This is a genomic window from Spirillospora albida, from assembly GCF_000718255.1.
Classification (GTDB): domain Bacteria; phylum Actinomycetota; class Actinomycetes; order Streptosporangiales; family Streptosporangiaceae; genus Spirillospora; species Spirillospora albida.
Genome location: NZ_JOFJ01000004.1, coordinates 183,957 through 201,147 on the forward strand (window position 1 = coordinate 183,957; position 17,191 = coordinate 201,147).

Annotated in this window: 15 protein-coding genes; 2 read left to right on the forward strand and 13 right to left on the reverse strand. The window is 72.2% G+C overall.

Features of this window, described 5'->3' with window-relative positions; all coding sequences use genetic code 11:
• Positions 1-73 precede the first annotated feature (73 nt).
• From IE99_RS0107315 to IE99_RS0107350, 8 genes are all read right to left on the reverse strand, one after another.
• A complete protein-coding gene (locus tag IE99_RS0107315) occupies positions 74-655 on the reverse strand; it encodes a PadR family transcriptional regulator (RefSeq protein ID WP_030165595.1) in 582 nt (193 codons plus the stop codon).
• A gap of 106 nt (positions 656-761) precedes the next feature.
• Positions 762-2,513 carry a fatty acyl-AMP ligase gene (locus IE99_RS28940; RefSeq protein ID WP_037558854.1) on the reverse strand — a complete coding sequence of 584 codons (1,752 nt, stop codon included), beginning with the start codon at positions 2,511-2,513 and terminating at the stop codon, positions 762-764.
• Between the two features lie 6 nt (positions 2,514-2,519).
• The gene (locus tag IE99_RS0107325; RefSeq protein WP_030165596.1) at positions 2,520-4,295 is read right to left on the reverse strand and encodes an acyl-CoA dehydrogenase family protein; all 1,776 of its coding nucleotides are present in this window, start codon (positions 4,293-4,295) and stop codon (positions 2,520-2,522) included.
• A 52-nt stretch (positions 4,296-4,347) separates the two neighbouring features.
• On the reverse strand, positions 4,348-4,770 hold the full coding sequence (locus tag IE99_RS0107330; RefSeq protein WP_030165600.1) for a nuclear transport factor 2 family protein: 423 nt from the start codon (positions 4,768-4,770) through the stop codon (positions 4,348-4,350).
• Positions 4,771-4,808: 38 nt separating this feature from the next.
• A complete protein-coding gene (locus IE99_RS0107335) occupies positions 4,809-5,531 on the reverse strand; it encodes an SGNH/GDSL hydrolase family protein (protein ID WP_030165605.1) in 723 nt (240 codons plus the stop codon).
• A gap of 84 nt (positions 5,532-5,615) precedes the next feature.
• Positions 5,616-6,209, reverse strand: a complete 594-nt coding sequence (locus IE99_RS0107340; protein ID WP_169744401.1) for an SGNH/GDSL hydrolase family protein — start codon at positions 6,207-6,209, stop codon at positions 5,616-5,618.
• Between the two features lie 14 nt (positions 6,210-6,223).
• Positions 6,224-6,481, reverse strand: a complete 258-nt coding sequence (locus IE99_RS0107345) for an acyl carrier protein (protein WP_030165608.1) — start codon at positions 6,479-6,481, stop codon at positions 6,224-6,226.
• A 1,028-nt stretch (positions 6,482-7,509) separates the two neighbouring features.
• Complete coding sequence (locus IE99_RS0107350) at positions 7,510-7,956, reverse strand: lamin tail domain-containing protein (protein WP_030165610.1); 447 nt, start codon at positions 7,954-7,956, stop codon at positions 7,510-7,512.
• 235 nt (positions 7,957-8,191) lie between these two features.
• Between IE99_RS0107350 and IE99_RS0107355 the strand changes: the two genes are divergently transcribed.
• Complete coding sequence (locus IE99_RS0107355) at positions 8,192-9,523, forward strand: MBL fold metallo-hydrolase (RefSeq protein ID WP_030165613.1); 1,332 nt, start codon at positions 8,192-8,194, stop codon at positions 9,521-9,523.
• 36 nt (positions 9,524-9,559) lie between these two features.
• On the opposite strand, the gene IE99_RS0107360 is transcribed toward IE99_RS0107355, so the two are convergent.
• The 5 genes from IE99_RS0107360 to IE99_RS0107380 form a co-directional block, all read right to left on the reverse strand.
• Positions 9,560-10,648 (reverse strand): winged helix DNA-binding domain-containing protein, encoded by a 1,089-nt coding sequence (locus IE99_RS0107360; protein ID WP_030165615.1) that lies wholly within the window; start codon positions 10,646-10,648, stop codon positions 9,560-9,562.
• Between the two features lie 38 nt (positions 10,649-10,686).
• A complete protein-coding gene (locus IE99_RS0107365; protein ID WP_051712178.1) occupies positions 10,687-14,193 on the reverse strand; it encodes a hypothetical protein in 3,507 nt (1,168 codons plus the stop codon).
• Positions 14,194-14,272: 79 nt separating this feature from the next.
• Positions 14,273-14,476, reverse strand: a complete 204-nt coding sequence (locus IE99_RS0107370) for a PspC domain-containing protein (RefSeq protein ID WP_030165619.1) — start codon at positions 14,474-14,476, stop codon at positions 14,273-14,275.
• A 154-nt stretch (positions 14,477-14,630) separates the two neighbouring features.
• Positions 14,631-15,320 carry an HAD-IA family hydrolase gene (locus tag IE99_RS0107375; RefSeq protein ID WP_030165621.1) on the reverse strand — a complete coding sequence of 230 codons (690 nt, stop codon included), beginning with the start codon at positions 15,318-15,320 and terminating at the stop codon, positions 14,631-14,633.
• On the reverse strand, positions 15,317-15,967 hold the full coding sequence (locus tag IE99_RS0107380) for an MBL fold metallo-hydrolase (protein ID WP_030165623.1): 651 nt from the start codon (positions 15,965-15,967) through the stop codon (positions 15,317-15,319). Before IE99_RS0107380 ends, IE99_RS0107375 begins: the two co-directional genes overlap by 4 nt.
• 140 nt (positions 15,968-16,107) lie before the next feature.
• On the opposite strand from IE99_RS0107380, the gene IE99_RS0107385 reads away from it, so the two are divergent.
• Positions 16,108-17,169: a phosphotransferase family protein gene (locus tag IE99_RS0107385; RefSeq protein ID WP_030165626.1), complete on the forward strand. Its 1,062-nt coding sequence runs from the start codon at positions 16,108-16,110 to the stop codon at positions 17,167-17,169.
• Positions 17,170-17,191: the final 22 nt, after the last annotated feature.

Consider the following 17,191-nt stretch of genomic DNA (forward strand, 5'->3'; position numbering starts at 1 on the left):
CGCCGCCGTCCGGGCACGCGGTGGCACGGTGCCGGCGGGACTCCGCCCGCCGTGTTCGGACCGGTGGAGAACGTCATGCCGACGTCTCCCCCTCGGCCTGGATGCCCGCCCTCATGCGCAGCAGCCGGGCGGTGCTCGTGAACCACTCGTAGTTCTCCTGCTCGAACCTGCGGCCGCGCAGGCAGGTCAGATACGGCCCGACCGGGGAGGCGTTGCGCAGGTACTCCTCCTCGTCCAGGTCGCCGCGCAGGTGCTGGAGGGTGCGCTCGAAGAGCTCGACCTTGGCGGCCGCGACAAGAGCGCGGCTTTCGAGTTGCGTGATCACCGCGGGCGCCGAGATATGGTCCACGGCCTGCACCATGACGAGCAGGTTCTCGCGGATGATCCCGGGTTTGGCGGGAACGGCGGCGAACCTTTCGAGTTCGTCGATCCCCGCCGGGGTGACCGTGTAGACGCGTTTGTTGGGGCGGTCGTGCTGGATGATCTGCCGTCCGCTGATCAGGCCTTCGGTCTCCAACTTCGCCAGCTCCGAGTAGAGCTGCTGCGGAACGGCATGCCAGAAGTTGGAGACCGACAAATCAAAGATCTTGGCGAGCTGGTACCCGCTGTACTCCCCATCGAGCAGCGCCGCGAGTACCGCATGACGGAGCGCCATCGGCAGTTTCCCCCCGCTTGACTCAGGGTGGACCCTGAGGCTAGCAGGCAGCGACATGATTAGTCAGCATTTTGACTAGGATTGTTCTGAATTCCATCGCTGGAATTCACCGCCGTGCCGCCGCGATGCCGGTTTCTAGATCACTTGCGAGTTCGGTGATCTCGCCGGCCAGGAAATCATCCCTGGTGAGACGGCGTTGCATTTTCCCGCTCGTCGTCCGGCGCACCGTGCCCCGGCCGGTGAGCACCACGCTGAGGTGGGGCAGGTCGAACGCGGCGGCGACCTTCGTCCGGACGAGACCCGCCAGCTCGTCGAGCGGCATGCCCCTGGCCTCCCGGACGCTGACCTCCTGGACGAGGACGACCTGCTCCCGCCCGTCATCGACCACGAAGGCCGCGCCGATGCCGGCGGCCGGATGCACGGCACACGCGGCCTCCTCGATGTCGTGGGCGTGGATGTTGCGCCCGTTGACGATGATGAGGTCCTTGATCCGCCCGTTGACATAGAGCTCGCCCTCGACGACGAACCCCAGGTCTCCGGTGCGCAGGAACGGCCCGGTCCCGTCGGCGGTGACCGCGCCGAACGTCTCCTTCGTCAGCTCGGGGCAGTTCCAGTACCCCTGGGCGACGCTGCCGCCGCGCACCCAGATCTCCCCGGTGCGCCCTTCGGGGAGGGGCGTGCGGGACTCCGGATCGACGACCCGGACGTCCAGCGTGACCGGGCGGCCGCTCGACACCAGCCGCCGCACGGACCCGGCGGGTGCCCCGTCCCGGACGACCGCCCTGTCGCGCGTCAGCTCCTCGGCGTCGAAGTCGCGGACGGCCGCGCCCTCGTCGAGCGGCGCCGCCGTGATGAGGAGCGTCGTCTCCGCCATGCCGTAGCACGGCATCCACATCTCGGGACGGAACCCGACCGGGCCGAACCGCTCCACCATGCGCTCCAGCGTCGCGGCGCGGACGGGCTCGGCCCCGTTCTTCGCGATCCGCAGCGACGACAGGTCGATCCCCTCCAGCTGCGCATCGGTGACACGCCGCAAGGCCAGTTCGTAGCCGAAGTTGGGCGACAACGTGATCGTGGCCCGGTACTCGCTGATCATCTCCAGCCACAGCACGGGCCGCTTGATGAAGGTGATCGGCGACGTGAACACATAGCAGCAGCCCAGATAGAGCGGCTGGAGGAACTGCCCGATCAGCCCCATGTCGTGGTAGTGCGGCACCCAGCCGACACCGACCGTGCCATGGGTGCCCTCGATCCGGCGTTTGATCTCCTCCCCGTTGCAGAGGAGGTTGCCGTGCGTGACCATGACGCCCTTCGGGGTGCTGGTCGAGCCGGACGTGTACTGCAGGAACGCCAGCGTGTCGGTGCCGATGTCCGGTCGCGTCCAGGCGTCCGGGTCGGCGCGCTCACCGCCGGCGGTGTCCAGGCACGCCACCCGGCCGGCGAGACCGCGGTTCACCAGCCACTTGTCCAGCGCCTCGCGATGCGCGGTGTCCGTCAGGATCCAGGTGATGTCGGCGTCGGCGATGATGCGGCCCGTCCGCTCGAACCGTCCGGCGTCGAGGTCGGGAAGCGGCGCGGGGACCGCGACCACGCGCGCGTACAGGCAGCCGAGGAACGCCGCAAGGAAGTCGAGACCCTCCGGGTAGAGGAGCAGGACGGCCCGGTCCCGCAGGCCGCGCGCCTCGAGGCGCACGGCGATCTCACGGGCCCGGCGGTCGAGCTCCGCGAAGCCCAGGGCGTCGTGGCGGTAGGCCCGCCCCGGCCCGCCCTCCTCGCTGACGAACGTGAAGTGCCGCCGGTCTCCATGCGTGCGCACGTGCTCCCGCACCACCGTCAGGAAATCGCTCTCGGGACGCATCGGACGTCACTCCTCCGAAGGCCGGACCGGCCGGTCGTCCTCGGCCAGCGACAGCAGGGAGAACCAGCGCCGCTCGTCGAAGGTGCGGAACATCGCCTCCTCCAAGGAGGGCAGGAACTCCTCGGAGAGCACGGTGTCGGGCTGGGTGCGCTGCAACAGCCTCTGCAGGCACAGGACGAGCCACGCCCCGTCCGCGAACGGGCCGCCGAAGTCGCGCCGGTTGTGCAGCCACGTGCGCATGCACGAGACCATCGCGTGGATCTCGCAGTACCGCCGGGCCCGCGCGAGCGCGGCCACCGACGAGGTGTCGCCCTCCGCGGCCCGGATCCCCGCCACCAGCTTGGCGCGCAGGCCGGCGATCCCGCCGATCAGCTCCTTCAGCTCGGCCGCGACACCCGGCGCCGCGTGCGTGCTCGCGGCGGTGAGCACCTCCTCGGCCGTCGCCTCGAAACGGCGGCCGATCTCGTCGAGGCCCTCATTGGTGAGCTGGAGGATCCGGCCGTCGGGCTCCCAGGTGGGGGGTGTCCTCGTCCACCGGAACAGGTCGTCGAGCAGTTCCTCCGCCTGATCGTCCTCGGCCTCCTCGCCGTCGGACGAGCCGATCAGGAAGGGGAGCTGGCCGGCGACGTTCGCCAGATTCACATGCGTGGTGCCCTCGAAGATGCTCGCGATCGCGTGGTCGCGCTGGAGCTTCTGGAACACGCCGTGCGCGACGCCCTCCCGCAGGTACCCGCGGGCGGCCAGGACCGTTCCGATGTTCGCGACGACCTCCTCCCCCATGACGGGGACGAAGTACTTCACGATCGACGACCACAGGCTGAGCCGCCCCGGCGCGACCGTCAGCGCCCGCGTCACCGGGATCGCGACGCACTCCGCGATCAGCAGATCCAGATGCGCCTTGACGAGATGATCACGGATCACCGGGATGTGGTAGATGTCCGTGCCGTACAGGGTGCGGTGCCGGGAGTACTCCATCCCGATCCGCACGACCGCGTCGATCGTGCCGACCGACAGCGCCGCGATCGCCGTCCGCGTGATCTGCAGCGTCTTCAGGGTCTGGACGAGCCCGGACCCGCGCCGCCCGATCACGCAGTCCGCCGGGACCCGCGCGTCCATGAACATGACCCCGCTCAGGTCGTGGCCGCGCAGCCCGACCGTCCGCACCGGCGGAAGCACCGACCAGCAGTCGGGCGCCAGTTCCCGCTTGTCGACCAGCAGCAGGGAGAAGTCGCGCGAGCCCGTCTTGGCGTAGGTGGTGACGAACCGTCCCCGCGTGGCGTTCCCGACCGGCCACTTCGTCCCGTTCAGCAGGAGGTCGTCCCCCTCCTGGTCCGCCTGCGACTCGGACGCCATGACGTCGCTGCCGTGATCGGCCTCCGACACCCCGAAGCAGGCCAGGTCGCCTCTCAGCAGCCCGTCCGCCACGGTCGCGCGCTGGCGCTCGCTCCCCCAGAGCCACACCGGGTTCACCGCCAGCAGGCCCGACCCGTACATCACGGCGACCGTGACGCTGCGGCGCGAGATGCCGCGGGTGACGAAGAACAGCTCCTCCAGCGTGGTGAGCCGCCCGCCGAGGCGGCTCGGCACCAGGTAGGCGGGAAACCCCCACGCCCGGACGGCGTCGACCGCGCCGGCCGGGATCTCGTCGCGCTCCTCGGCCTCGACGATCGCCTTGTAGGAGAACGGCCCGGCCTCGTCGTCCATCGGGTCGCCGAGGTAGGCGTCAAGGTCGGCGGCGATCCGATGCGCCGGCGACAGCTCTGCGGGAACCTGTCTTTCCATCTTTCCGACTCCATGTCGCGGGGCAAGGTCGCGGGGTGGGGTGTAGCGGACGTCAGACGTGGGCGGTCGGACCCTCATCGATCCGCTTGCCCACCACCCGCGCGAGGGTCATCGCGGCGGGCAGCGGGCGGACCATCACGGTCAGGCCGGTGACGAGGCCCGTGTCACCGAACCTGACGAGGTCGAGTCCCTGTACGGCCTTGCCCGCCACCCGGGCGCGGAAGATCAGCGCCTGGGCGGGCGGGCCGTCCGCGTGGCCATAGCGGACGGTGCCGACCAGTTCGTCGGTGTAGTGGAACTCCTCCAGCACTTCCAGGAGAACGCGGAGCAGTGCGGCGACCGGCTCGCGGCCCAGGTAGGGCTTCGGCATCACCGGGCTGTCGAACACGATCTCCGGGGCGAGCGCCTCGGTGATCGCGGCGAGGTCCTTCGCCTCCACGGCGTTCCGGAACGTTCCGGGCACGGTCGTCCGCACTGTTCTCCCCTCTCCCTCTGTTTCTGCGTCCGGGCGCCTCACCGCGCCGCGGGCCGGTACTCCATCCGCGGGGGGACGGCCTCGGCGAGGTCTTTCGCCCAGGCCCGGTAGCCGTCCGCCGACGGATGGAACCCGTCGGCGGCGAACAGCCGGCGGTCGCGCGCCATCTCCTCGTCCATCGGCACGTGGACCGCCCCGTTGGCGCGGGCCACCTCGCGCGTGATCCGGTCCATCGTCCGCGCTCGGGCGCCGAGCACGGACCGCAGCGGCTGCGGGATCGCGGGGAACCGGTGCACGGGCGGCATCCCCGCGATGACCACCATCGCGCGGGGGTACCGCAGGTGCAGCGTGGCGATGAGGTGCGTGACGTCGTCCGCCCACTGCGGGAGGCGGCGCATCCTCGTCAGGTCGTTGATCCCCACCGTCGCCACGACCAGGTCGGGGAACGGCGGGTCGAGCGCCGGAACGATCTTCCTGGCGACCCGCCGGGCGGACGCGCCGCTCTCTCCTCCGACCGCCCAGCCCACGCACCGGTGGAGGCGCTCCGCCAGCTCTTCGGCGATGTATCCCGGCAGCGCCTCCGCGTGCTCGGCCGCGCCCACGCCGACGGCCGTCGACTCACCGATGACGACGACCGTGAACTCCGGGTCCGTACCTCCGGTGACGCCCTGCTCGTCCCCGCTCGCGGGTTCGAGCCGGGGGGTGTCGCGCGCCATGCGCCGGGCCTGGACGAGCAGGATCGGCGCCAGCAGGAATAGCATCAGCCAGTGCGAAACACGGGTGACTTGGGCGAATAATGGTCTCTTCATTCGCTTACCCCAGACGTTGACACGTCCCCCGAGGCTTCAGATCGCCTGCTCCCTCGGCAGGCTTCTGGCAAGGTGCGCTATCACCTCCGCCACATAGGCGTGGCCGGCCGAGTTGAGATGGATTCCGTCCGAACTCCACATCGACGGGTCTCCGACTCTCGCAACCGATTCACGAGTGGGGAACGGCATGCCGTAATTTTGCGACGCCGCGCCGAGTTCCGCGTTGAAGTCCTGGATTCTCTGCAGCACCCGCTTCTTTCGGAACTGGGAGATCGGAGACCGTTCCAACAGCGGTGGACGCGGCACCGGGACGGCGAGCGCCACCGCGCCCGATCCGCGCGCCCAGCCGAACAGCTCGGACAGCCGCGCGGCCGCCGCCTCCCGTTCGAAACCGTTCAGGGCGTCGTTCATGCCGCAGCCGAGAATGACGACCGCCGGACTCAGGTCACGGGCCTTGGGCAGCTGATCGCGGACCACGTCCTCGATCGTCGCCCCGGGCTCGGACAGGTTGACGACGTCCCGCCGCGGGATGCCGAGGTGGTCGGCGAGCCGGCCCGCCCAGCCCAGCCAGCCTCCGGCCGGGTCGGGATCGTCCTGCCCCTCGGCCACGCTGTCGCCGAGCACCACCATGGAGCGGGCGCCCATCACCCGGTGAGTTCGAGCAGGTAGTCGGTCAGCGCGGTCACGGTCTCGCGCTTGCGCGCCTCGGCGACGTCGACCTCGACCTGGAGGTGGTCCTCGATGTCGCTGATGATGCTGATCGCGTAGACCGAGTCGATGCCGTAGCGGGCGAGTTCGACGGTCGGGTCGATGTTCTCGGGCGGACGGTCGAGATAGAAGGCGATCCGGTCAACAAGCCACGCCTGCAACTCGTCGTGGGAAATTGTCACCGATCCGTTCACCGCAGTCCTCCTTTTGTCAGGGGTCTTGTTCGAGTCTGCGATATTCATCGGTTGACGACCGTCCCGCAACATACCGGCAAATGGTCGATGCGCACCAGGGGTCGTTCCGACCGATTGAACCCGGGATGTCACCGTTCCGTACATCAAGTCAGCGACGCCGTAATGCGGACAACGGGATATCGTCCGCACCGGCCGCCGTAAGGGACCCAGCACCCCGTGATCAATAACCGGAACCCCTGCCGCCACATTGATCTTTTTCTCTCTCCGGCACCGCCCGGGCAACGCGACCTGCACCATTTCCACCATGCCCCCCGAAGGGCACCGCCCCACCCCTCTCACCCCACTCCCCGAACGAGGACGCCCCCGGGGTATTTGGGACAATCCGCAGTCGCCTCCACGTCCGACACCGTCGGACACGCTCCGTCCGCAAGAGCCTTATACATCTGTCCTCTCGGCTATAGCCACGACCCCCGCCCCGCCCGGCACCCGGCAGCGACCTCGCGGCGCACCGGGGCCGATGACGACGGGAGGGCAGAGCACCACTTGCCGGTGCGGTGCCGGCGCCTGCGCTCCGGCACAGTGGGCTCCCTGCCCCGTCCGCCGCTTGACCGTCCGGGTCAGGGGCGGGCTCGCGGCAGGTGATTCGGGCGGGAGCGACGACGATCAAGGCTGCGGCGGCCGCCGACTCGGCCGCGGACGCCCTGCCGCGCCGATCATCGTCGGACGCGGGGTCCCTTCATGACCGCCGCAACGATCTGATCGCCGTCGATCGTGCGATCTCCGGTCTCAATACGGGCGCTACATGGGCGGCTCGCTCCCGAATTGGACCAGCCTGCCCGATGCTTCGCAATTCGCGGCGGCACCCCCGGGACCGTGATGGTCCCGGGGGTGGGTTCTCCGGAATGGCCATGTGCGACCGGGATCATTCAGCGGGGTTTGTGGATATCCCGATCTGCGCTAGCTCCAGAGTTCGGCGAGGGAGGCGGAGGCCGCCACCGCCTCCCTCTTCCGGGTCATGGATACCGCGGTCAGCAGTACCGCCATGACCCTGTCGAACCCCACGAGCAGCTGTCGGCGAGCGCGCCGCTCGGGTAGCGGAGGTGGGCGGTGTCGCCCGTGTTGTTCCACACGTACTGGCTCCGGCCCCAGTAGCGGTGTGCCGAGCCGTTGGCGCCGCTGCCTGTGTGGACGATGACGGAGCGGCGGCCGCCGAGGACGTAGGAGCCGAACCGGTAGGTGAAGCCCGTCCTGTCGCGCAGGGTGTAGCCCCTGAGTTGCCGGGACTTCGTGGAGCGGTTGAACAGCTGGACCCATTCGCCGTTGAGCGACCGGTTCGAGCCGGTATCCTTGCCTGGCGAATCGTAATAGACGCGCGAGATCTGAATTGCGCTCGCGGCCTCGGCCGGTGCGGCGAACAGCGTCGCCCCGAGTGCTCCCGCGGCGATCGCCGCTCCTGCGGCATGATGCTTTCTCACCACAAACCCCTTTCTCTTTCGTGAGTCACAATCGTACGGTTTTCGGCCGGTCACGTCGGTTATGAGTGGGTCATGACCTGGTCAGGGAGATTTGCCGATGGCCCTTTCCCGGATACCGACCACGATCCGCCGCACATACCCGCCGGCCTGCATGCTCCGTCGGCGTTCACCTGGGCATGAGATCCGGCACCGGTGTCGTCCGACGCCCACCGCGGGTGATGGGAGGGGAAGTGCCGTGATCGAGATCGTTTCCATCGAGACGCCGACGCTCGGCGACCGGAGTTACCTCGTCGGCGACGGGGAGGTCGCGTTCGCCGTCGATCCGCAGCGCGACATCGACCGGGTCATGGAGCTGGCGGACCGGCGCGGTGAGCGCATCACGCACGTGTTCGAGACCCACGTCCATAACGACTATGTGACGGGCGGGCTCGCGCTCGCCCGCGCCGCGGGGGCGGAGTACCACGTCCACGCGCGGGACGAGGTCGCGTTCGCGCGGGTCCCCGTCGAGGACGGCGACGAGGTCGCGGTCGGGGCGATGCGCGTGCGGGCGGTCGCGACACCCGGGCACACGTTCGACCACCTCGCCTACGTGCTGGAGGCGTCCGGGCGTCCGCCGGCGGTCTTCACCGGCGGGTCGCTGCTCTACGGCGCCACCGGACGGCCCGACCTGCTCGGGGCCGAGCACACCGACGAGCTGGCCAAGCTGCAGCACGCGTCGGCGAACCGGCTGGCGGTGGAGCTGCCCGACGAGACGGAGATCTTCCCCACGCACGGGTTCGGGAGCTTCTGCTCGTCGGCCCAGACGGAGGCGAGCTCGTCCACGCTCGGACGGGAGAAGCACAACAACCCCGTGCTGACGCTGGGCGCGCACGACTTCGTCGAGTCGCTGCTGAGCGGTCTCGGCGACCACCCCGCCTACTACGGCCGCGTGCGCACGCTGAACGAGGCGGGCCCGGACGCGCCCGACCTCTCCGCGCCGCACCGCGCGGACGTGGCGGAGGTGCGGCGGCGGATCGAGGCCGGCGAATGGGTCATCGATCTGCGGACGCGGACGGCGTTCGCGGCCGGGCACGCGCCGGGCAGCCTCAGTTTCGGCCTGGACGGGAGCCTCGCCGTCCACCTCGGCTGGCTGGTCCCGCCAGGGACTCCGGTGACGCTGCTCGGCGCGACGGAGGGCGAGGTCGCGCAGGCGCAGCGCGAACTCGTCCGGATCGGGATCGACCGGCCCGCCGCCGCCGCGACCGGAGGGCCGGAGCGGTGGACGGACGGCCCGCCGCGAACCCTGCCGGTCGGCACGTTCGCCGACCTCGCGGACGTCCGGCACGGCCGCGACGTCGTGGTCCTGGACGTCCGGCGCGACGAGGAGTGGGGCGACTCGCACCTTCCGGGCGCCGTCCACATCCCGCTGCATGAGCTGCGGGCGCGGATCGGGGAGGTTCCGGCCGGGGAGATCTGGGTGCACTGCGCGTCCGGATACCGGTCCGCCATCGCGGCGTCGTTCCTCGCCGCCGCGGGGCGGCAGGTCGTCCTCATCGACGACCGGTACGACGCCGGGGAGAGCCGCTGACCGGACGAACGCGATGGACCGGCCCGCCGGCCGCTCTCACTCGCGGGGCGCGAGCCGGACGTCGTGGTCGGCGTCCGGTGCCGTGAACGCGAGGAGCGCCGCGGCCTCCGGTCCGATGTCTGCGGTGAGCGGCTCGAACGGCGCGACGGTCAGGACGGCCTTCGCCGCCTTCCGGTCGTGCCTCAGCTCCCAGGTCGCCTGGACGCGGCCGTCCACGAGGAGGACCGGCTTCGTCTCCGACCCGATGCAGACCGCCGCGCGCCTCTCCGGCGTCATCAGCCGGGACCGGTCCGCGTAGGCGAGCACCAGGTTGTCGAAGTCGGGGAGGAACCGGACGGGGGCGTGGGTGTCCGGATCGGGCAGCGGGCCGTCCGGGACGTCGAAGAGCTCCGCGCCGTTCTCGTCGCGGAAGACCCGCAGGGTGGGGCGGAGGCGTTCGAAGTCGGCGGCCGTGCGCCGCAGCCCCGACCAGGTCTGGAAGTCCTTGACGGACGCGGGGCCGAACGCGGCGAGGTAGCGGCGGATGAGGGCGTCCGGCGCGGGGTCCGGGTGGAGGGGAGCGCCGATCCAGTCCTCGGCGAGGGCGAGCGTGACGGCACCGAAGGTGTTCCATGTCCGGCCGGGCGGAGGGTGGACGACGGGGACCAGCGCCTGGACCGTCCAGCCGAGGGCGGTGACGTCGCGGCCGGGCCAGATCTCGGTGAGCGCCCGCGCGAGCTGGGGGCGGGTGAGGGTCTCGGTGCTCAGCAGCCGGACGGCCTCGGCGGCGAGGGCGTCCAGGTCCCAGTCCCGGGTGACCCGCCCGAAGGCGCTCTGCCGGGCGCTGAGCAGCCGCGCGTGGACGAGGGGACGGATCCACAGGTAGTCGTCGGCCGCCGTCATGTGCTGCGTTCCCCGCAGGAGCGCGGCCCGGACCACCGACCGGTCGTGGAGCAGGCCGGTGAGGTCGTCCTGGCGGAAGGTCTCGAGGCGCGTCCAGAGGGCGTGGTAGGGGGAGTTCGGCTCCTGCGCCTGGACGGCGACGAGGTGCCGGACGGCCTCCGGCGCCGACATGCCGGATCGGCGGAGGAGGAGCTGGCGGTCGAGGGCGGCTCGGTTCAGGGTGCGGGTGTCGAGCGTGCGCATCGGCCCCTCAATGGAAGAACGAACTATTCCGTTCCACCTTAGCCGGTCCGCTCCCGATATGCGGCCACCGCGTAGCGTAGCCGGGCTCCGACGAGAAGGGCCTCGTCCTCCGGGCACCCCATCAGCCGCGCGACCAGCTCGACGAGCTGGTCGTCGGTCAGATCGGGCTCGCGCGCCGCGACCCGTCCGACGAACTCGACCAGTTCGTGCCGCTTGTACGCGGCGATCGACCGGCCGCGCCGGATCTGCGCCGGGGCCGGATCCTGCGCCCGCCCCGGATCCGGATCCGGCCGGGGCTCGGGCTGCGGCTCGGGAACCGCCCGCGAAGGCGGCCCGGATTCCGGCCTGAGCGGCCCCGGCGCGACATGCGACTCGCGCGCTCCGGCCCCCGGCGCAGGCTGCGAACCCGGCGCGCCATGCGGCCCCCGCGCGGCCTCCGGCTCCCGTTGGACGTGCGCCCCCGGCGCGGTCTGCGGCCTCGGTGCCGGCTGTGGCCCCGGCGCGGCGCGCGGCCTCGGCGCGGCCTGCGGCTCTCGTTCGGCATGCCGCCCCGGCGCGGGCTGCGGCTGGGGGGCGACGTGCGGCTTCGGGGTGGTCTTCGGTTTCGGGGTGGCGGGCGGCTGGGGCGGCGGGGTGAGAAGCGCCGTGAAGAGGGTGGTCTCGGCCGTGATGGCGCTCGGGGGCGGGGCCTCGCCGTCCGGGGCCGGGGGGTCCGCGCCGGGCGGGCCTACCAGGATGGTCCGGGGGGCCAGCCAGAGGAGGAACAGCGCCTCCGCGCCGGCGCCGTGCTCGCCGTCCACGATCACGACGTCGAACGAGTCGGGACGGGGCGGCAGGATCTCAGGGATGCGCCACAGCGGCAGGATCCAGGCCGGGATCACCTCGGACGGGACGGCCGATTCCGGGCGGGTGAGGACGGCGCCCCAGGCGCGGGCCTCCGCCAGTTCGGCGCGGACCGCGTCCAGGCGCTCGCGGGCCTGGGCCACGTCGGCGCGGAGGCGGTCCACCTCGGGTGCGCGGGCGGTCGCGGCGAGGCGGCCCGACGCGCGCGCCCACGCCCATGCCTCGTCCCAGCGCTCGATGCGCTGCCGCCAGGCCTCGTCGCCGTCCGTCGCGAGCATCAGGTTGGCGAGGTCCGGGTGGACGGCGCGGACCCGTCCGATCAGTTCCTCGCAGCGGAGCTGCGCGGCCCGCTCGCGCCGGGCCGCCGCGAGGGCGTCGAGGGCGCGGGCGTAGGCGTCGGCGTCGCGGGCGTCGATCGCGGCGAGCGCCGCGTGCAGTTCGGGCGGGTCGTCGGCGGCGGGCGGGGCGTCGCCCGGGGGCGCTCCGATCGCGTCGCGGAGCGCCTCGACGTCGGCGGTGGCCCGGCCCGCGCCGAGGCCCTCCAGGGCGCTCGACAGGGCGGCGGTGTAGGCGTGCCACTGGTGCGGGTCGTCGAGGGGGACGGCGGCGCCGATCCGGTCGAGGAGCCGCCGCGTCTCCTCGACGGCGGGGACCGCGTCGTGGACGCGCGCCAGCCGCGCGTGCGCGCGGACGAACCGGGCGACGCGGTCGGCGTGCGGCGGGTCGGCGGGGAACGAGATCCCGGCGGCCTCCCACACGTACTGGAGCTCCCGGCAGGTCAGCCGCAGCATGATCTCGGTCTGGACGATGTCGAGCAGTTCGGGGGTGGTGGGCGCGGCGCCGTCCACGGTGGTGTCGTGCAGGAGCGGGTCGGCCTGCCGCTGCACGGCGGGCTTCAGCGGCCCGCGCTTGAGGGCGCCGCCCTCGCCCAGGTAGTCGCGGAGGTCCTGGGCGATGCCCGCCAGGCCGCGCAGGTCGCGGTCCCCTTCGGGCAGGACGACGCGGTGCCCTTCGAGGTCGCGCAGCGCCCGTTCGGCCCACCGGGCGCGGGACGTCATGTCGGCGACCCGCGACCAGATCAGCGGACGGCGGTGCGCGAGCGCGTCGGCGAACGCGCGGACGGCCAGATCGGCGGTGTTCCAGCCGCCGGGATGCCCGTCCAGGCCGAGGTCGCGGAGCGCGGCGGCGACGATGGACGCGGCGCCGTCCAGCCGGGCGAGGACGGTGACGTCGCCGTCCCGGAGGCGCCGCGCGAGGCCGGACTCGGAGCGGGCCGCCCGTTCGATCGCGGCGGCCTCCGCCTCGATCAGGGTCCGGACGTAGGGGCCGCTGGGCAGGGTTCCGGGATCGACGTCCCGCAGGCTCGTGCGGGCCTTCCGCTCGGCGGTCTCGTCGGCCAGCAGGACGACGAGTTCCGCGGCCTCCGCGCGGGAGATCGGCGGCCCCGGCGGCAGGTCGGGGGCGACCGGCAGCCAGGACAGCTCGGGCGCCTCGGCGCGGAGCCGGCGGGTGAGCTCGCCGCGGCCGCCCCGGTAGCCGGGGCCGAGGTCGGCGGCGTCCCGCGCCTCGGCGTCCTCGAGCCGGGCGGTGAGCTCGGCGAGGTCCTGTTCGGCGGCCGCCTCCCGCTCCCCCATCAGGACGAGCGCGACGCCGTGGCGGCGCCGGTCGTGGGCGGCGGCGCGGGTGTGGACGGCGCCCATCGCGGCGGCGGCCGCGGCGGGGTCGGCGACGGTGAGGGCGGCGAGGCCGGGCGGGAGCGCGGCGCGCAGCGTCCCGGACGCGGTGGCGCCGGACGTCGCGACCAGCACCCGGTGCCCCCGGACGAGCAGTCCCGCGACGATGTCCGGGACGGTCCGCGGTTTCCGGTCGGCGATGTGCAGGATCTGGGGGCGTCCCGCGAGGAACCGGGCGAGTCCGGACGGCACGGGTGCGCCGCCGCGCAGCAGGTCGATGAGGCGGTCGTGGTAGGCGGCGACGGCCGTCCGGCCCTGGGGGCGGGCGACGAGCGCGGGCGCGAGCCGCAGCCGGGGGACGGCCGGCGCCTGCGTCGCGGGCTCGGCCGCCCAGTCCTCCCGGTAGGCGACGGGTTCGGCGCCGTCCTGCGGGGCGTCCGGGACGCCGTCGGGGAACGCGGCCGCGCCCCATTTGCGCAGGACGTCGCCGACCGAGGCGTTCAGCCCGAAGCCCTGCCCGGCGCGGACCGCGTCCGCCAGCCAGTCGGCGGGGCGGTAGCCGGGGCGTCCGGCGAGCAGGTCGCGGTCGCGGAGTTCGGCATGGCCCTGGAGGACGACGTCGATGCGCCCCGTCCGGTCGTCCACGACGATCCGGACGGGCGTGTTCAGCAGGTGGTCGCGGACGGGCGGCCCGGCGGGGGGCCGCCACGCGAGCAGGCCGGCGGCGAGCACCACGTCCTGCGCCTGCTCGGCGAGGTCGCGCAGGGCCCGGTACCAGTGCCGCAGCGCGAGCCAGCCGTCGAACTCCTCCAGGACGGCGGGGGGCGTCAGCGGGATGACGGGGACGCTGAACAGGACGTCGCCGGGACCGGCGTCCGCCTCGACGTACACGTCTCCCGGCAGGTCGGCCAGCCAGTGGACGCGGTCGTGCTCGGCGAGGTCGCGGGCGGGGCGCCGGGAGCGGGCGAGGTCGCGCAGATGCCCGAGCAGGCGGACCGCCCGCTCGAGGTCGCCGCCCTCCTCCGGCACCGCGGCTCCTTCCGGATCGGTCTGCCCCGATCTAACACCGCGAGGCCGGTCCCGGCCAAGGGGGGCTGATGATCTTGGCTCAGCGGTGGCCGGCCATGGAGCGGTCCTCGTTCGGGAGCATCGCCCAGAGCACCAGGTAGACCACGAACTGCGGGCCGGGCAGCAGGCAGGACAGGACGAACAGAAGCCGCACGACACCGGCCGACAGGCCGAAGCGGCGGCCGAGGCCGGCGCAGACACCGGCGATCATCCGCTCATCGCGGGGACGGTACAGGCTCGTCATGGTCTTCTCTTTCCGTTCGTCGGATGGTTCTTCGTTACCCACGCTACGAACCGGACACCATGCTCTACATCACTCTCCAGTGCCGTTCAACTCCCTACCTGGGACGTAAGGGATGCCCCTTAGGGGACGGTCCTCCGACGTCCAGGTGGCGGCTTCAGCGGACCGCCCGCGCGTTGTAGGCCGCGAGCAGATCCGGAAGGCCGGTCAGCTCGTCCAGGACGAAGAGGCAGTCGGCCAGGGCGCCGGCGTCCTCCTGGATGTGCCCCCAGGGGCCGCGGCGCAGGAACGCGGAGCGCATCCCGTAGGCGACGGTCGGGCGGACGTCGTTGTCGATGCGGTCGCCCACGTACAGGACGCGGTCGGGCAGGACGTCGGCGAGCTGGGCGCAGCGCTCGAAGAACTCCGGGTCGGGCTTGCTCACGCCCCAGATGTCCGAGATGCCGATGGCGTCCGCGTCCAGATCGAGGGCGGCGATCTGCTCGGCGGCCTCGACCGGCTGGTTCCCGGCGATCCCGACGTACAGGCCCTGGGCGCGGAGGGCGGCCAGGCAGGGGCGGGCGTCGGGGTACAGGTCGTCGGCGCCGAATCCGTTCGGGACGCCCGCCTCGGCGCGGCGCCGCTCCTCCGCCACGAGGTCGAAACCAGGACGGAAGTACTCGAACACATCCATGTGACCGCCGCCGGTGGCGAGGACGGCGCCGAGCTTGGTGAGGAACGTGTGGCGCGGGACGCCGAGCCAGTCGGCCCAGCGCATGTAGATCCCGCCCTCGTTGACGAGGGTCTCGCCGATGTCGAAGAAGACCGCCTCGACGGCGCGCACGGAGGAGTGGGCGGGCGAGGTCACACGTCTCCCAGTTCCACCGAGTCGCCCGGCAGCAGGCGGCGGAAGTCCTTGCCGAGCTCCTCGCCGGCCTTGCCGACGTGGTTCATCATCACGGTCAGGCCGATGTCGTTCAGCAGCCCGTCGTGGACGACGAACGCGCGCTCGGGCGCGACCTCCCGCGCGTACGCGTACAGCTCGGGGACCTTCATCCAGGGCGCGTTGCCGGGCAGGCACAGCGTCCGGACGGGTTCGGACGGGACGGTCAGCGCGTCGCCGGGGTGGAAGACCTCCCCGTCGATGAGGAAGCCCGTGTTCGGGATCGGCGGGACGTCCGGGTGCAGGATCTCGTGGTCCTCGCCGTAGACGTGGACGTCGAAGCCCGCGATCTCGACGGCGTCGCCGTGCCCGACCTCGTGGACGCGGGATCCGAGGTCGGCGAGGTTCCCGGCGACGGTCCGGGACGTCCACACCTCCAGGAGGGGGTCCGCGGCGAGGGCCTGGCGGAGGGCGTCCTGGTCGAAGTGGTCGAAGTGCTCGTGGGTGATGAGGACGGCGTCGGCGCCGACGAGGGCGCCCGCCGCGTCGCTGAACGCACCGGGGTCGATGACGAGGGACCGGTCGTCCTTGTCGATCCGGACGCAGGCGTGTCCCAGCTTGGTGAGGCGCATGTCCCGATCTTTTCACGGTGCCCGTCTCGCACGGGCGCCCCGGGGCGGCCCGGGGCCGCCCCATTGACCGGCCCGCCGCCCGTTGATAGAACACGTTCTACTTACGGGACCGCGGGTCCCGAGCGTGCGAGGAGGCGGCGATGCCCGTTCCCGATCAACGCGATCCCGAGATCACCCTGGCCACCCTGACCCGCTGGCTGGACGGGCACCGTCCAGGCGTGCGCATCACCCGGCTCGACACGCCCCAGACCAGCGGGTTCTCCAGCGAGACGCTGCTGTTCGACGCGGAATGGACCGATCCCGCCGCCGCCGCGACCGGCCGCTACGTCGCGCGCGTCGCGCCGGAGCACTACCAGATCTTCCCCGAGCCCCGCTTCGAGGAGCAGTACCGCCTCATGCGGATCCTCGACGCGGACACCGACATCCCCGTCCCGCCCATCCACTGGTACGAGCCGACCGGGTCCGTCCTCGGCGCCCCGTTCTTCGTGATGGAGCGGATCGACGGCCGCGTCCCGACCGACATGCCGCCGTACCACATGGACGGCTGGGTCACCGAGGTCCCGGAGGCGGAGCGGGCCGCGATGTGGTGGTCCACGCTGGAGATCATGGCGCGGCTGCACCGGCTGGACGTGGACGCGCTCGGCCTCGGCTTCCTCGACCAGCCGCACTGGGGCGCGGTGGGCCTCGACCAGCGCCTCAACTACTACGAGCACTATCTCGGCTGGGCGTACAAGGGGCCGCAGGAGGTCGCGCTGGAGGCCCTCGGATGGCTGCGCGCCAACCGTCCGGACGAACCCGGCGCGCCCGCCGCGCTGTGGGGCGACGCCCGCATCGGCAACGTCATCTTCCAGGACGGGACGCCCGCCGCCGTCCTGGACTGGGAGACCGCGATGCTCGGCGCCCCCGAGGAGGACCTCGCCTGGTTCCTGTTCCTGGACCGGCACCACTCCGAGGGCATCGGCGCCGAGCGACTCCCCGGCTTCCCGTCCGCCGAGGAGACCGTCGCCCGCTACGAGCAGCTGCTCGGACGGCCCATGCGCGACATGGCGTACTACGAGATCCTGTCCGGCTTCAAGTTCTCCGTGATCATGGCCCGGATCGGGCAGGCGATGATCGACTTCGGCTGGATCGACGCGACCAGCGACTTCCCCCACGACAACAACTGCACGCAGCTGCTCGCCCGCATCCTCGACGGGCGGTGACGCCCGGCGGCATGCCGCCGGG